The organism is Eubacterium multiforme (genome assembly GCF_030813415.1).
Lineage (GTDB): Bacteria > Bacillota > Clostridia > Clostridiales > Clostridiaceae > Clostridium > Clostridium multiforme.
On sequence record NZ_JAUSUF010000001.1, the window covers coordinates 191,079 to 208,419 of the forward strand.

Genomic DNA, 17,341 nt, shown 5'->3' on the forward strand with positions numbered 1-17,341 from the left:
AAATTAATATCACTTCACTTAAATTATATTAAACATTAAAATATAAACTTAACTAAGCTGATTTTCTCTTTTTATTTAATATAACTAATCCTATAATTGTTATTATTGTTCCTAAAACTAAAAAGAATATACCCTCTACTTTTCCTGTAACCGGAATATTTTCAATGTTTTCTTTAATATTCCTTTTTAAAACAAATAATTTCTCCCTAACTTTATCTATCTCTTTCCTTTATCAAAAGGTTCTCCAACAGCCTTTGGTGCTCTTGAACTCTTTGAGAAAATAATTAATGCAATTAATGTCATTACATATGGGAATATTTTTAATACTATTGGTGGAAAGGATGCAAGTTCTGGTATAACCTGTGAAATATTAGCTACTGTACTTGCAAATCCAAAGAATAATGTTGCTCCTAATATTCCAAGGGGCTTCCACTGCCCAAATATTAAAGCTGCAAGAGCTAAGAATCCAAGTCCTCCAACATTTCCATTAAATTCACCTGAATAAGTTACTATCATTATGGCACCTCCAAGTGCTGAAAGTCCACCTGATATCATAACTCCAATATATCTCATTTTATAAACATTTATTCCTGCTGCATCTGCTGCTTGTGGATGTTCACCACAAGCTCTTAATCTCATACCAAAGGGTGTTTTATAAAGAACAAATGTTAAAATAAGAAAAATTACTAATGCAAGCCAAGTTGAAGCATAAGTATTTTTAAAGAAAAGATCTCCTATTATAGGTATGCTACTTAAAATTGGAATATCTTTTGGTATAAAACCTTGCATTATTCTTATATTTCCACTTCCAGTTATATTTCTAGCTAAAAATATAGTAAGTGCTCCTGCTATCATATTTATTGCAGTACCACTTATTATTTGATCTGCATTTAAATTAATACTTGCAAAAGCATGTAAGAGTGAAAATATAACTCCTGCAATAACAGCCACCAATAAACCTATCCATAAAGGAAGATTTCCTCCTAATTTATCTTGAAGTTCAACAATAGTAAATGCCCCAACAAAGGAACCTACTATCATAAGTCCATCAAGTCCAATATTTGTAACTCCACTTCTCTCACTATAAAGAGCCCCTAAGGCTGTAATTAATAATGGTATTGTAAATGAAATAGCATAAGGAAATATTTGCTGTAATGTATCTAACATATTATTTTCCCTCCCTTTCTATTTCCGCACCATTAACTGGCATCATAAGTTTTTTCTGTTTTTTCTTAAGTTTTATTTTATTGATAACTCTTTCAATTACAATACTTGTTGCTGCAAAATAAATTATTGTAGCCATAATTGTATCTGCTATCTCCGGTGGAATATCTGTCATAGCACTCATAAATCCACTTCCTGTATAAAGTACGCCAAAGAAAAGTGCTGCAAATAATACTCCAATTGGAGTATTTGCTCCAAGAAGTGATACTGCTATTCCATCAAATCCTTGAGGTGGTAAAACCCCAATTTGCATTATGTTAGCATTACCAGCATACTCAACTACTCCTGCAAGTCCTGCAAGTGCTCCTGATATCATCATTGAAAGTACAATATTTTTATTTACAGATATTCCTGCATACTCTGCTGCATCCCTATTTAATCCTACAGCCTTAAGCTCATACCCTAAAGTTGTCTTATTTAAAATAAACCCAACAATAATTATTGCTATAATAGCTAAAATTATTCCAAGATTTATGTATGATCCCTTAAATAAATCTGTAAGCCAGTCCATATTTAAAGTTGCAAAGGCACTAAGAGGTTTTGATTCTGTATCATATTCCCCCTTAAAATAAGTTGGTATCATATAATAAACAAACCAATAGGCTGTCCAATTCATCATTATTGTAGATACAACCTCATGAACATTAAATTTTGCCTTAAGTATTCCAGGAATTACTGCAACTAATGCTCCCCCTGCTATTCCAGCAGCTATCATTAGTATTAAAAGGATTGGTCTTGGAGCATTAACTGTTAATCCAACTCCTGTTGCACAAAAAGCTCCAAATAACATTTGACCTGCTGCACCAATATTAAATAATCCTGTTCTAAAAGCAAAGGTAACTGAAAGACCTGTTAAAATTAAAGGTGTTGCTGTTGCAATAGTATTTCCTATTCTTTCAACACTTTTTAATCCGCCTTGAAATAAGTAGATAAAGCCTTCTATAGGATTATGTCCCATAGCAATCATTAATAATGACCCTGTAAGTAATCCTAGGATAACAGCTAATACAGATATTAACCCTTTATTAATTTTCATTTTTTGATCCTCCTTTTACTCCAGCCATCATTAATCCTATTTCATTTTCATTTGTTTCATTAGCATTTACAATTCCAATAAGTTCTCCACCATTTACAATTGCAATTCTATCTGAAACATTTAATACTTCATCAAGTTCTAAAGATATAAGAAGTACAGCCTTCCCTTTATCTCTTTGTTCAACAAGTCTTTTATGAATATATTCAATAGAACCAACATCAAGACCTCTAGTTGGTTGCACTGCTATTAAAAGTTCTGGATTTAATTCAACTTCTCTTCCGATAATAGCTTTTTGTTGATTTCCACCTGATAATGTTCTTGATTTTGAAATTGGCCCTTCTCCTGACCTTACATCAAATTCCTTTATTATCTTTTTTGCATAATTTCTAATTGATTCTTTATTTAATATTCCCCTCTTTGAAAAAGGTTCCTTATCATAAACTTCTATTATCATATTTTCTTCTAAAGAATAATCTAATACTAGACCTCTCTTATGTCTATCCTCTGGTATATGGGCTATACCCTTATTTATTCTAGTTTTAATTTTTTCCTTAGTTATATCTTCACCCTTATAAATTATGCTTCCTCTTTCTACCTTTCTAAGTCCAGTTATAGCTTCAACAAGCTCACTTTGACCATTTCCTTCAACTCCTGCAACTCCAAGTATTTCTCCAGACTTTACATCTAATGTAAAATCTTTTAATCCTAAAACTTTTTTATTATTTTTTACAAATAAATTTTTAATTTCTAGTACTGTTTCTCCTGGAAGCTTTTCTTCTTTTTTTACTTTAAAAGTTACTTCTCTTCCAACCATCATTTTTGCCATTTTTTCTTCTGATGTTTCTTTTACATTAACAGTACCAATACATTTTCCTCTTCTAATTACTGTACACTCATCTGCAACTTCCTTAATTTCTTTAAGTTTATGAGTTATAAGTATAATTGATTTTCCAATTTTAACAAGATTTCTAATTATTTTCATTAAGTCAGTTATTTCTTGAGGTGTTAAAACAGCTGTTGGTTCATCTAATATTAAAATATCCGCATTTTTATAAAGCATTTTAAGTATTTCAACTCTTTGTTGCATACCAACTGAAATGTCTTCTATCTTTGCATAAGGTTCAACATTTAACCCATACTTTTTTGATAATTCTTCTATTTTTTTAGCAGCACTTTTTATATCTACTACTAACCCTTTTTTAGGCTCACATCCTAAAATTATATTTTCTGTAACAGTAAAATTTTCTACCAATTTAAAGTGTTGATGAACCATCCCTATACCTAATTCATTTGCAACATTTGGATTTGTAATCTTTACTTTTTTACCATTTATCTTAATTGTTCCTCTCTCTGGCTGGTACATTCCGAAAAGCATCCCCATTAAAGTGGATTTACCAGCACCATTTTCTCCTAATAGTGCATGAACCTCACCTTTTTTTAACTGAAGAGTAACATTGTCATTTGCAACAATGCCTGGAAATTCCTTTCGAATATTAAGCATTTCTACTGCATATTCCATTTAAATCCTCCCCCACAAGTGATGTATAAAAAAGGGGCGTTTATCGCCCCTAATATATTGAATTATTTAAGTAAATCTCCCTTTTTATCAGAAACTTTAATTTCTTCTGATTTCATTTTTTCAAAAGCATCATTTGCTGCTTTTGTAGCTTTTTCACTTAAATTTGGATTTTTCTCTGGTAATCCAATACCATCATTTTTTGCATCATACATTAAAGTTTTTCCACCTTGGAACTTTCCTTCAGTTTCATCTTTAATCATGTCAAAAGTAGATTTTTTAATATTTTTTGTAGCTGAAGTTAAGATAACAGATTTTTCATTTCCATCTTTATCTTTATATATACCTTCTGAATATTGATCAACATCAACACCAACTACCCAAGCTTTTTTGCCTTTTTTAGCTCTAGCTTTAGCTTCTGTTATAGCTCCAACTCCTGTACCACCTGCGGCTGTAAATATTACATCTACACCTCTATCGTACATTGAAGCTGCTATTTGTTGTCCACCTGGTGTGTTATTGAAAGTTCCCTCATATATAACATTTTCCTTTTTAATAGTTATCTTAGTTCCTAACTTTTCGTTAGCATATTTAACTCCTTGTTGGAATCCCCAGTTAAACTTTTGAACTGCTGGTATTTCCATTCCACCAATAAATCCAAAATTACCCTTTTGCATTTCAACTGCTGAAGCAACTCCTGCTAAAAATCCTGATTCATGTTCTGCAAAAAATATTGATACAGTATTTTTTGCAACTACAGGTTTACGGTTTCCACTATGTGGATTTCCATCTAATATTACAAATTTAGCATCCTCATATTTTTCTTGTGCTTTATATATAGCTGTTTCAAATTTAAATCCTGGTGTAACCATAAATTTATTTCCAGCTTCATATTGATTACTTATTTCTTTTAAATAATCAGCTTCTTTTTCTCCTTTAGGTTGTAAGTATTTAGGTTTTGCAATTCCAAGCTCCTTTTCAGCTTGTTCAATACCTTCCCATGTACCTTGGTTAAATGATTTATCATCAATTGTACCTGAATCTGTTATCATACCAACCTTTAAATCTGATTTAGATGCAGATGTTGTTCCATCTCCACCTTTTTCTTCTCCACCTCCACAAGCAACTAATCCCGTGGCCATAACTAATGTAAGCGCTAACGCTATAAACTTTCTTTTCATTTTTTCCCCTCCCAAAATCCTCTCATTATCTAATAATAATGCAATTTACACCACAATTATACAATAGCAAATTATTAAATTCAATCTTTTTTGTGACTTTTGTTAAATTTTAATGAATTTTTAATTAACTTTTGTTAATTTTAATATTTTAATTTATCCTTTATAATATTTTTAATAATGCTTATATTTTAAACTGATGTTGATTTTAGATAGAACTGTAAGACATAGGCTTAATAAATTAAGCCATTTTAGATTTTATTCTAAAATGGCTTTATCCACTTATTTTATCTTCTATTCCTTTTATGAGATTTTGAATTATTATAACCATTATTATTCATATTTTGCATAAGCATTTCCATAAGTCTATTCATATCATTTTGATTCATACCACTATTATTTTCAAAATTATCATTCATATTTCTGCCCATATTTCCACCTGGGTTACCCATATTGTTCATGTTGTTCATGTTATTCATATTACCCATATTATTCATGTTTCCCATATTACCCATCAACATATTCATTAGTGGATTATTTTGTCCTTGCATATTATTCATTCTATTCATTTGTTGCGGCATCCTATTTCCCATTGGAAACATTCCTCCAAAAAGCATATTCATTAGTGGATTCCCCATAAAAGAATTATTTCCCATAAAGTTTTGTTGACCCATTCCGCCTAATAACATATTTAGTAATGGATTCATACCATTCATATATTTTATCCTTTATATATTAATTCTCACTATAATATATTTTAACCATTTGTATTTTGCTACAATTTCTAAATTTAATTACTTTAATATTAAATCTACAAGCTCTTCTTGAATTTCACTAGAATATTTGCCACTTCTAAAATCTTTAACAACAACTTCTCTCTCTTCATTTTCTAGTCTATTTTTTATACATTTAGGAAATTCTATATATTCTCCTAAAATATTTCCTTTATCATCTATTTTAACTATAGTTGGAATTCTACTTTCTCCAAAATTTTTTTCTAAAACTTCCTTATATTTTTCTGTATTAAAAAATTTAATATTTATATTTTTATTAAGGTTTCTTAAAGCTAACAATATAGGCATTGCTGTTGCTGCATCCCCACACCTTGTTTCAGAAAAAACTAATATATTAGCTTTTTCATTTAAGTTTTTTATATCCTCTAATCTATTATCACATAATTTTGAAACTTCTTCTTGAGTTTTAATCATATTTATCTCTTCTAAAGTTGCATCCTTTAAAAATTCTTTATAATCTAATCCTTTATCAACTTTCATATATATCCTCCTTAAATTTTAATTTAACCTTTCTTTTTTAGCTATGTTTTAAATAACTATATAAATATTATAATCTATTATATTATTATAATTAATTTATTTAATATGAAAAAAGCTTGTATCAAAAATGATACAAGCTTAATAAATTAACTTCTATGCTAATTCTAATGCAATTTTCATCATATTAGTAAATGCTAATTGTCTTTCTTCTGAAGTTGTTAGTTCTCCAGTAAATGGACAATCTGATATAGTTAATATACATAATGCATTAACTCCAGCTCTAGCTGCATTCATGTAAAGTCCTGCTGATTCCATCTCAACAGCAAGTACTCCCATCTTTTGCCACTTTCTTAATGCTTCTAATCCATCTTCATGATAGAATATATCACTTGATAAAATATTTCCTACTTTTACATTTACATTTAAATCTCTTGCAGCATTAACAGCCTTTTCTACTAAATCATAATTTGCAATTGGTGAAAAAGTTCCTGGTAAACCATATTGGCTTGCAAAATTTGAATCTGTACATGCTCCCATTCCTATTACAACATCATGAAGTTTTAAGTCCTCTTGAATTGCTCCTGCTGAACCAATTCTTATAAGATTTTTAACTCCATAAAAATGTATTAATTCATATGAATAAATTCCAATTGATGGTATTCCCATACCACTTCCTTGAACTGATATTCTTTTTCCTTTATAAGTTCCTGTATATCCATACATTCCTCTTACTGTATTATATTGAACAGGGTTTTCTAAAAATGTTTCTGCTATGTATTTAGCTCTTAATGGATCCCCTGGTAAAAGCACAGTTTCTGCTATATCTCCTAGTTTTGCATTATTATGTGGTGTTGGTACTTTTTGTGTCATAAATAATTCCTCCTTTACTGCTATGATATAATTATATCATATATTTTCGCCTTAGAAAACCTTTTCTTTGCTTTTAAACTGTTATTTTTAAAATAAGCATTCATCTAAAACAGCTCCTTATAAATAAAAAATTCTCACAAGTTTTGTGAGAATTTTTTATTGATATTTTAATTTTCTTCAAGAACCATATCTTCAACTTCTTTTTCATAATTTTCTTTATTTTGTATACATCTATCTAAATCAACATCTTCTAATTTTACAAGTTTAGTTTTATTTTTTATTTTATAAAAAATCCATAGAATAAAGAATAGTGGTATACCTATATATGATGAAATTATTCCCATCCATTCTATTCCTTCAGGTTTAATATAAGAAAATCCTTGACCTACAATAACTACAGCACAAAGTGCTAATGCTATTATTGGACCTATTGGAAACATTTTTGCCTTATATGGTAAATCCTTTATATCTCTTCCTTGATAAACATATGCTTTTCTAAATCTATAATGACAAAATGCAATTCCAAGCCAAGCTATAAATCCTGCAAGTCCTGATGCTGCAACAAGCCAAACGTAAACTGATGTTTCTGCATAAATTCCAGTTAAAAAGCAAGCTGATGCAACAACTGTTGTTAATATTATTGCATTAACAGGAACTCCTCTTTTATTTAGCTTTCCAAAAACTTTTGGTGCCATATTATCTTTTGCCATTGAATATAACATTCTACTTGATGCATACATTCCTGAATTACCAGCTGATAATACTGATGTTAAAATTACTGCATTCATAAGAGATGCTGCACCTGCAATACCTGCCTTTTCAAATACCATTGTAAATGGACTTGTGTTTACTCCGGCTTGTGTTGAAGGTATTATTAATCCAATAACAATTATTGTACCAATATAAAATAATAATATTCTCCAAAAAACTGTATGTACAGCCTTTGGTATTGTTTTTTCTGGATTTTCAGATTCTCCTGCTGCAATTCCAATAAGCTCAGTTCCTTGAAATGAGAAACCTGCTATTAAGAATATTGAAAATATTGATTTTATTCCTCCAACAAAAGGTCCACCATTTGCATGTAAATTTTTAAAGCCAATAGTATTTCCTCCCATAATTCCTAAAATCATAAGTACACCTACTGCTATAAATATTAATACTGTAATAACCTTAATACTTGCAAACCAAAATTCTGATTCTCCATAAGCCTTTGCAGATAAAAGATTTAATCCAACTATTAATACTAAAAATATACTACTCCAAACTAATCCTGGAACATTAGGAAACCAATATTTCATTACTAAAGATCCTGCAACCATTTCTGTTGCAATAGTTATAGCCCAGTTATACCAATAATTCCATCCAAGTGCAAATCCTAATGCTGGATCAACAAACTTAGTAGCATAAACCCCAAAGGAACCTGATACTGGCATATATGTAGCCATTTCCCCAAGACTTGTTATAAGAAAATAAACCATTATTCCAATTACACCATAGGCAACTATTGAACCTCCAATTCCTGCCTCATGAATACTATCTCCCATTGCAAGGAAAATACCAGTTCCTATAGAACCACCTAATGCAATCATATTTAAATGTCTTGCTTTAAGTCCCCTCTTTAACTCATTACTTCTACTTTCTGTCTCACTCATTTTCTTCCTCCTTAGTTTAAACGCATAAAAAACAAAACCCTGAGGAAAATATCACTCAGGGTAATAAGCTACTTCTATTATATGTAATACAATTAAACTAATTAGTCCTATGAATGATAGCCCTCCACAAATACTTGTGACAATCTTATATATATTCTATATAAAACCAGCAATATAACCTTAAAGCATCAGCTATATACTTCGGCAAATTTACCTTTCCTATTAACTCACAGTGCTTACCTCATTAATAGTACTATTTAAACTTGCTCCTCTACCTCAATTATTTCGTTCTTATGATGTCTTTTTCTTTTTTTATTATGTTATAAAAAATACAAATATTCAATAGGGTTATTAATTTATTTTTATTTTGTTTACATTTTACTTTTCCAAAATATTAATTAACTCCTTAGTTAAAAAAGGATCAAATTTTTTACCTGACTGCCTTTTTAATTCTTCTATACACTCTTCTTTTGTCCTTCTTTTCTTTTTATCTTTGTTATTATGCATATAGTCATAAGAATCTAACAAATATACTATTCGAGATTCTAGTGGTATCTTTTCTTTTTTAAGTCCTAAAGGATATCCCTTTCCATCCCATCTTTCATGGTGGGATAATATACTATTTGCAATATGAGAAATAGTAGGGTCTGATAATGCAATTCTATAGCCTTTTTCTGTATGATCATTAATTAATTCAATTTCTTCTTCTGTTAAATCATCTTCTTTAGAAAGCAATTTACCTGGTACGCCAATTTTACCTACATCATGAAACATTACAACTAAAATTAAATCTTCCATTTCACTTTGTGATAATTTTATTCTTTTGCCTAATTTTTTTGCTAATTTAATAATTCTTTTATTTTGTTCTTTTATTCCGCTTTCCTTATCATCTAGATTCTTTTTTATTGAAGATAATATAGCCTCTCTAATTTTTGAATTACCTAATAACTTTCTTTTATATAATTGTTTTTCAGCTATTAATATTAAATCATCAATTGTTTCATTATTTTTATATGTAGTGGAAACTCCAAGAGAAATACTGAGTGGAACCGGTTTATAATCTGCTTCTTCACATTTTTTGTAAATTAAATTTGTCATTCTTATAGCTTCTTTTTTATCTACATTTGGTAATATTATGACAATTTCATCTCCGCCCCATCTTACAGAAAAACCTTTTTCTTTAACCACAGTCTTAATAATATTAGATATTCCTACTAAAAATCTGTCTCCCTCAAAATGACCTAATGAATCATTTATTATTTTTAGTCCATTTAAGTCCCCCATAATTATACTAATACAATTACAGCCTTCTTTCTTTAATTCATTAACTTTCTTATCAAGAAAAGCTCTATTATAAAGACCTGTTAATTTATCTATATAACTTAAATGTTTAAGTTCTTCCTCAAAACTTTTTCTTTCTGTTATTTCCCTAGAAACTGAAACTAAACCTATTATCTCATTATTTTCATCTCTTACTGGAGCCTTCATATCTTCTAATATCTTTTTGTCTCCTATTTTATTTATATACTCATTTTCTACTATATCAATTTTACCAAACTCCATTAACAACCTATCTCTCTGTCGAATATTATCTTTCTTTACTTCTGTATATGGTAATACTTCTGGACCTTTTCCAATAATATTTTCACAGCCTATTTCTAAAATGTTTTCAAAGGTTTTATTACACCCTAAAAAATTACCATTTTTATCTTTGTAGGATATAGCTTCTGGTATGGAATCAATAATTAGCTTTAACATGTTTCTTTCATTTAAAATTTTTCTATCCGATTCTAATTTTTTAGTTATATCAATAATTACTCCAATTGTGGCTATACTATTATTACCTTCTTTAATAGGAACTATATGTACATCAAAAATCTTATCTTTAAAAGTATATTTAAATACACTTTCCTTAGTTAAATTTATTTCTGAACCAATTTTTATTTTTTGTTTTTTTAAAACATCAATTAAAGACTTATTTATAACCTCTTTCTCATTAACATTAAATATACTGCAAAATTTATTGTTAACTACTACCAACTTACCTCTACTATCTGTTTCCCAAATAGCAAAAGGTATATGCTCTAAAAGAATCCTCATAAAATCCACAAACTTACCTCCATTTGTTTCCTTTTCTTTTGTTTATATTCTTAATTTAATATACTATAATATTATTTGTTTTTTTCTAAAATATTGTATTTTTAATCAATACTTTACTTTTTTAACAATTTCTACATAAAGAGTATATAAATAGAGTAAAATGGCCTCCCTCTTATAATAAGGTAGGCCTTTAATTTATATTGTTGCTATTAAAAATTTAGTTTTAATACCTTTAGCTGTAAACATTTCTTCATGTTCTGTAGTAACATTTCCTTCAAATCCACTATTGTGTAAATCATAGGTTATATATTTTATATTAAAATTACATTCTTTAAAATACTCTAATGATTCTTCAAACAACTCATCATCATCAGTCTTAAACCATATTTCTCCATTCTCATTTAAAAACTTTTTATAGTTTTCTAATTGTCTAGGATGAGTAAGTCTTCTTTTTTTATGCCTTTCTTTAGGCCATGGATTACAAAAGTTAATGTAAATTCTCTCTATTTTATCATCTTCTCCAAGAATTTCATCAATTAAAGCAATTTCTTGAGCCATAAGTTTAACATTATTTATAGTTTCACCTTTTTCATTAAAAGCCTTTTCTATATTTCTTTTTGCAAGAACTAAAACTTCATCTTTAATATCTATGGCAATATAATTAATATTTTTGTTTTCTGATGCATGTACTGCCATAAATGTACCTTTTCCACACCCTAATTCTAAATAAACAGGTCCATTATTCTCATATGATTTATTCCACTTACCCTTTAATTCCTTTGGATTAACTACAAAAAAATCACATGCCTCTAGTTCAGGTCTAGCCCAAGGCTTTCTTCTCATTCTCATATTTTTGTTCACTCCGTCTTCATAAGTTTCATTATTATTATACATATTTTAAATGTTATTAACAATAAAATTTATTATTACTTACTCTTTATAAGCTTTTTAAGATCATTTAAATGTTTATGCTCTTCTATATGCTTTGCATTTGGGAATGCATTTAAAATTCTCTTATTTTCCATTGCTTCTTTCTTAAGTAAATTTAACTTTTCTATTAACATTCCTATCCTATCTTTATTTGCTTCATTATTATTTTCCATTCTTAATTTTTCTAACTCATTTTCAGTAAACTCTTCTAATTCTATACCTACTTTTCTTAAGTCATTCTTAATATTTTTAATTCTTGCTAAATGATCTTTTAAATGAAGTAAATGAGCAACTGTAAAGACAAAATCTACTATAAAAATAGTAGTTATTATTGCTGAAAGTGGATATATTATTTTATTTGGTATTGACCTTACTAATCCTCCAAGCATTGGCTCTATTACTTCAACTATTACAACAGCCAAAACTCCAAATAATACTGAATTTAAAAGACATACTCTTCCATTTATATTGAATTTATATGTTGAATAATCCCACCATTTCATATGAAATAACTTTTCAAGTACATATGATGTTATGTATTCTAAGATACTTGCTAAAATCATTCCCTCAAAAAATACTTTAATTGGATTTGACCCTGAGCCTTTTAATAATATAGTTACTAATACGCCTCCAAAACCATAAATTGGACAAACTGGCCCATATAAGAAACCTCTATATGTGAATTTCTTATCTATTATGAAACAATAGATTGTTTCACTAAGCCATCCTAAAAAACTATATATAGTAAAATATATAATTAATTCCCTCAAAATTAAAACACCTCCATTTGTATATATATTATATACCTATAGAGGTGTCCATATATTTAATTAACTGTTAAATTTATCTTTTATATACCATTTTTAGTATTAATATTTTTACTTCTTATTCCAATAATCTGAAATACTGTCTTTAAATTTTTTAAATTGATCTCCATATATTTTAGATTTCATATCTGGGAATGCCTTCATAAGTCTATTTTGAATACTAGATTTTATTTGTATTCTCTTAAAATAATTATAAGTATCTTCTATTTTTTCTTTTACTCCTTTAATATCACCTTTCTTTTTAATAATATTAAAGACCTTATTAAATTCAATATCATTAAATTTTTCCATTGAAACACCTATACTTTTTAATTCTAAATTAGCTTGAGTAATCTTTTTAAGCATTTCATTCATATCAACTAATGATGTTACTGTTTCAATAATATCTACAATAAATATAATTATTATAATTATAACTAATATAAGCACATACTTTGATGGTATAAGACTAACCTTTGATATAATATAAGGATTTAAAATTTCTATTAAAAATAATGATAAAACTCCAAATATCACTGAATTTAATACGCATATACGTCCCTTATAATTTAACTTATAATTTGAATAATCCCACCATTTTAAATTAAAAGCCCTTTCTAATATAACTGCTGTTAAATATTCTATAAAAGTAGTTATAATTACTGCCATTATAAATAGCAATACTATATTATCTTTAAATCCATTTAATAACCCTATTACTAGCATTGATCCAAATCCATAGACAGGGCATACTGGTCCATTTAAAAATCCTCTATTTACCCATACTTTATCTATGGCAGCACAATATATACATTCACATATCCATCCTAATATACTATAGATAGTAAAATATAAAATCCAATACTCCATACCTATTTTTAAAGTCCTCCTTTATTTTCTTTGTATCATTATAAATTTTGTTAACTTTCTTTTAATATGTAATTATAATTAATAATACACTTTTTAAGCCTTAATTTCAAATTTAACCATTTAAACCAATTAAAAAAGGAGTAATTTCATACTCCTTTTTACTATTTTTCCCTTCTTACAATAATATATTCTTAAAACTAAAATTTAAATTATATTATCTATAATTAAATTTATTTATTAAAATTAATGTAAGTAAAAAAACTCCAGCTTAATATTTTATACTTCTTCTAATATAGCTAGTCCAAGTGCTCCAGGTCCTGTATGAATCCCCATAGCTGCTCCAATTTCTTGTAATGATATTTCGCTTATATTAGGATGATTTTTTACTAAATCGAAAAATTCCTTTGCTTCATCATCACAATCTCCTGAAAGAACCCAAACTTTACATTTACATTTATTTAAATATTCGTTTAATATGTCTTTCATCTTTGATATAGCTTTTTTTCTTCCTCTAGCTTTAGCATAATTATATAGTACACCTTCATCATTAGATGACACTATTGGTTTTAAATGTAACATGTCTCCAATAGTTCCTGCAACTTTTCCTATTCTGCCGCCTCTTTTTAGATATTCTAAAGTTTTAAAAGTTATATAACCATGTGTTCTCTTCCTAATATCTTCTAATTTATCTAATATCTCTTCAAGAGACTTGTCTTCTTTTATCATTCTAGCAGTTTCTAAAACAATTGCACCTTGTGGATATCCTAATGTTTTTGTATCAAAAAAATGAAAATTCAATTCATTATGAGCTTCACAAACTAATCTTACACTATTGTATGTTCCTGATAATTTACTTGAAACAGTCATTACTATTACATCAGTAAAACCTTCACTTTTAATTTTTTCTATTACGTCTTCAGTATATTTTAAATCTGGAAGGGATGTAGTTGGTACTTCCTCTTCTAAATTAGCATACATTTCTTTTGGAGTTAATGTAATTTTATCTAGAAATTCTTTATCCTTATATATAATTCTAAGTGGTAGCATTTCTATATTATATTCTTTCATTGTTTCTAATTTTAAATCACAACTACTATCAGTTATTAATGCAATTTTTTTCAAAAAACATTCCTCCTCTTCTTTTATTTAAAATATTATCATAAAGTTTACAATTTAGCAATAATTTCTGCATATATTTGTTGTAATTTGTCTTAAAAAACAATAAAAAAATAGATTTAATTAGTAAAATTAAATCTATTTTGCAAATTTTTTTAACATTTTTTAATTTTGTTTTTATTTTTATAATATAAAATTTACTTTACGAACTTTTTTAAAATACTACTAAGATTATTATTTTTGTCTTTAAAACTTCCATTTATATGCATAACAGAATTCTTTATATTAATTCCATCAGAGGAAACAATACTTATATAAGTTCTATTATTTCTTATAATAGAAGAAGCTTCATCACCTAAATATACTCTATTTAAATTTACCTTACCATTTCCATATATAAATAACTCGTCTCCTTCTAAATCAAATATATTATCCTCTATATTTAAATTTCCATTATATATTAATAAATATGAATCATTCCAGCTAGCATTTAACCAATCATCATTAAGTTTAACTAATGCACCTGAGTAATTATTTAAAATATTGCTATCTATATCATAACTATTTAAATATTTATAATTATTGTTATTATCAAAAAGTATAACTTTATATCCATTTGAAAAATACTCTAAATCATTTATTAAATCATCTAGATTATTTAATGCTATATCTTCTTTTTTTAAATTTAAGTTTAAAGAAGCTATTTTTTTATTATCTAAATTCAAATTATATCCATCTTCTAAAACCTCTGGAACTTCTCCTTTAAAATTATAAAAATTATAAGATATTCCACTTAGATCTTTAACTGAATTTGAAATAGAAAAATCACTATTATTTAAAATATTAAACATACCAATTTCATTATTTCCTAATGCTTTAAAAAAGTCTTCCCCTTTATTTTTAATACTATCTATTTTTACAGTACTTTTATTTTCTGATTTATTTTTTCCTTTATATGCAGTTGCAACTATATCATAATTTCCATTTCCTTTATTTTTTATAACTATATCATAGTTATAGTCATCTAATTCATATCCATTCTTCACGTTGTTGTTAAAATTTGTACTATTAACAATTTCTTTTACATACTCCTTTGGAACAGTTACACTGCTAGAATCCATTATATTTTTATAGTTTTTATCATTTATAAGATAATACTCTCCAATGTTAAGAGCTGACATTGAAGCTGTTTTAACAGCTTCTTTTTGCATTTCCATATTGTTTGTTTTGCTTGTACTAACTATATATGAGTAAACAGCTGTTCCAGTTACTAATAACGCCGTTAATATTACTAAAACTATTACTAAAGCAGAACCCTTCTTTTTCACAGTCTCCACCCTTTTCTTAATATATTATTTTATAAAATAACTAAATACTTTTTTAATATCTAAAGATTTATCATATTGTCCACTAATATAAATAGAACCACCATCTATATCAATATCATTACATGAAACTATACTTGAATTATAAAAAGAAAGTCCAACTCTTTTTATAATTATATTATTATTTGTATAAAATAATATTTTATCAAAAGAATGCCCACCATCATCTATTGTTATATTTCCATTTGTTAAAAGCATTGCTCTTCCATTACTTTCTTTAACTATAGCTCCACAATATCTAGATAAATCTATTCTTTTTAGCTGATCTAAACTTGATATAGTATCCCAATTATTATTACTTTTTAATAAGGCAATATCATTTTTATTTAATCTGCTTATTATTGCATTTAAATTATCATAATATAATCTTCCATTAACATTTACTCCTACATTAAATTTATATATTTTAAAGCCTCTATTATTAAACTTTAAATCTAAATTTTTTACCTTTATGTTTTTTTCGTTATTATTTTTTATATTATAGCAGTCTACAATTCCATGAAAATCATCATTTTTTAAAATAAAATTTTTAAAAACCCTTATATCATTATTGTTAGATTTATGTCCATTTAAATAATAAGAAGAATTATGAATTGTAAGAGACCCTTCTACTTTTATGCTATTAGAACCATCATTTAAAAGAGTAATTCCAGAAATAGAATTATAAAAGTCATTTAAAATATTTTCTTCTTCATTATCCTCTTTTGGTGGTTCATTATTAGAATTACTATCTCCTTCTCCAATAACTATTCTTTCTCCTCCATTATCTATAGAAAAATTATATTCCCTGTTTACATCACCTTCAGCAAATTGTAGATAAAAATAATAAACATTATTTTTATTATATACTTTGAATTTTTTTACATTATCACATAGTTTTCTATAAGATATAATAGGCCCTTTAATATCAACTTTACCTTCTTCTTCACTATTTGAACCAGCATTATATTCAATATCTTTTTTGTTTACTTCTATCATATAAAAACTTCTATTTTCTCCATTTCCAAAGGAAATTAATATTTTATCTGTATCCTTTGAAAGTCCTTTTATTGCTAAATAAGCTTTTTTTATAGAAAAATCTTTTCCTTTATTTTCATTTATAATATTGTTATTTGATTCATTTTGGAAATAAACATTCCACCATCTATCAAACTGACTATTATAAAACAGCTGAATATCTCCCTTATTTTTATCTATATCAGTCTTAACTATTTGATAAAAATTTCTATAATTATTTTCAATATCAGCTTTAATCTTAGTGTTATTAATCCTCTTAACTCCAGCTAAATATATACCACCTATAGCAACTAAAATAATAGATAAAATTGATAAAACTGCTATTAGCTCAATTAAGGTAAATCCTTTCTTCTTCAAATTATCCCTC

At 27.1% G+C, this 17,341-nt stretch carries 16 protein-coding genes and 1 riboswitch; all 16 genes read right to left on the reverse strand.

The window, feature by feature from the left end; all coding sequences use genetic code 11:
• Positions 1 to 52: 52 nt before the first annotated feature.
• Positions 53 to 220 carry an LPXTG cell wall anchor domain-containing protein gene (locus J2S18_RS16390; protein WP_370873746.1) on the reverse strand — a complete coding sequence of 56 codons (168 nt, stop codon included), beginning with the start codon at positions 218 to 220 and terminating at the stop codon, positions 53 to 55.
• Complete coding sequence (locus J2S18_RS00905; RefSeq protein ID WP_307482008.1) at positions 217 to 1,167, reverse strand: ABC transporter permease; 951 nt, start codon at positions 1,165 to 1,167, stop codon at positions 217 to 219. Before J2S18_RS00905 ends, J2S18_RS16390 begins: the two co-directional genes overlap by 4 nt.
• A gap of 1 nt (position 1,168) precedes the next feature.
• A complete protein-coding gene (locus J2S18_RS00910) occupies positions 1,169 to 2,260 on the reverse strand; it encodes an ABC transporter permease (RefSeq protein ID WP_307482011.1) in 1,092 nt (363 codons plus the stop codon).
• Positions 2,250 to 3,779, reverse strand: coding sequence for an ABC transporter ATP-binding protein (locus J2S18_RS00915; RefSeq protein WP_307482013.1), 1,530 nt, complete (start codon positions 3,777 to 3,779; stop codon positions 2,250 to 2,252). The genes J2S18_RS00910 and J2S18_RS00915 overlap by 11 nt, the downstream gene beginning before the upstream one ends.
• Positions 3,780 to 3,841: 62 nt before the next feature.
• The gene (locus tag J2S18_RS00920; RefSeq protein WP_307482016.1) at positions 3,842 to 4,957 is read right to left on the reverse strand and encodes a BMP family lipoprotein; all 1,116 of its coding nucleotides are present in this window, start codon (positions 4,955 to 4,957) and stop codon (positions 3,842 to 3,844) included.
• Positions 4,958 to 5,241: 284 nt separating this feature from the next.
• A complete protein-coding gene (locus J2S18_RS00925) occupies positions 5,242 to 5,670 on the reverse strand; it encodes an RNA-binding protein (protein WP_307482018.1) in 429 nt (142 codons plus the stop codon).
• A gap of 78 nt (positions 5,671 to 5,748) precedes the next feature.
• Complete coding sequence (locus tag J2S18_RS00930; RefSeq protein ID WP_307482019.1) at positions 5,749 to 6,228, reverse strand: thioredoxin family protein; 480 nt, start codon at positions 6,226 to 6,228, stop codon at positions 5,749 to 5,751.
• Positions 6,229 to 6,381: 153 nt separating this feature from the next.
• A complete protein-coding gene (gene deoD / locus J2S18_RS00935; protein WP_307482022.1) occupies positions 6,382 to 7,098 on the reverse strand; it encodes a purine-nucleoside phosphorylase in 717 nt (238 codons plus the stop codon).
• A 167-nt stretch (positions 7,099 to 7,265) separates the two neighbouring features.
• Positions 7,266 to 8,750 carry an amino acid permease gene (locus J2S18_RS00940; protein WP_307482025.1) on the reverse strand — a complete coding sequence of 495 codons (1,485 nt, stop codon included), beginning with the start codon at positions 8,748 to 8,750 and terminating at the stop codon, positions 7,266 to 7,268.
• A gap of 109 nt (positions 8,751 to 8,859) precedes the next feature.
• Positions 8,860 to 9,032, reverse strand: a riboswitch (Lysine riboswitch).
• 96 nt (positions 9,033 to 9,128) lie between these two features.
• Positions 9,129 to 10,850, reverse strand: a complete 1,722-nt coding sequence (locus J2S18_RS00945; protein WP_307483502.1) for a sensor domain-containing diguanylate cyclase/phosphohydrolase — start codon at positions 10,848 to 10,850, stop codon at positions 9,129 to 9,131.
• A gap of 195 nt (positions 10,851 to 11,045) precedes the next feature.
• Positions 11,046 to 11,699 carry a tRNA (guanosine(46)-N7)-methyltransferase TrmB gene (gene trmB, locus J2S18_RS00950; protein WP_307482028.1) on the reverse strand — a complete coding sequence of 218 codons (654 nt, stop codon included), beginning with the start codon at positions 11,697 to 11,699 and terminating at the stop codon, positions 11,046 to 11,048.
• 77 nt (positions 11,700 to 11,776) lie between these two features.
• Positions 11,777 to 12,550 carry a putative ABC transporter permease gene (locus tag J2S18_RS00955; protein ID WP_307482030.1) on the reverse strand — a complete coding sequence of 258 codons (774 nt, stop codon included), beginning with the start codon at positions 12,548 to 12,550 and terminating at the stop codon, positions 11,777 to 11,779.
• Between the two features lie 108 nt (positions 12,551 to 12,658).
• Positions 12,659 to 13,456: a putative ABC transporter permease gene (locus J2S18_RS00960; protein ID WP_307482033.1), complete on the reverse strand. Its 798-nt coding sequence runs from the start codon at positions 13,454 to 13,456 to the stop codon at positions 12,659 to 12,661.
• Between the two features lie 276 nt (positions 13,457 to 13,732).
• Positions 13,733 to 14,578 (reverse strand): DegV family protein, encoded by an 846-nt coding sequence (locus tag J2S18_RS00965; RefSeq protein ID WP_307482034.1) that lies wholly within the window; start codon positions 14,576 to 14,578, stop codon positions 13,733 to 13,735.
• A 191-nt stretch (positions 14,579 to 14,769) separates the two neighbouring features.
• On the reverse strand, positions 14,770 to 15,900 hold the full coding sequence (locus tag J2S18_RS00970) for a hypothetical protein (RefSeq protein WP_307482037.1): 1,131 nt from the start codon (positions 15,898 to 15,900) through the stop codon (positions 14,770 to 14,772).
• Between the two features lie 24 nt (positions 15,901 to 15,924).
• On the reverse strand, positions 15,925 to 17,331 hold the full coding sequence (locus J2S18_RS00975; protein WP_307482039.1) for a type II secretion system protein: 1,407 nt from the start codon (positions 17,329 to 17,331) through the stop codon (positions 15,925 to 15,927).
• Positions 17,332 to 17,341: the final 10 nt, after the last annotated feature.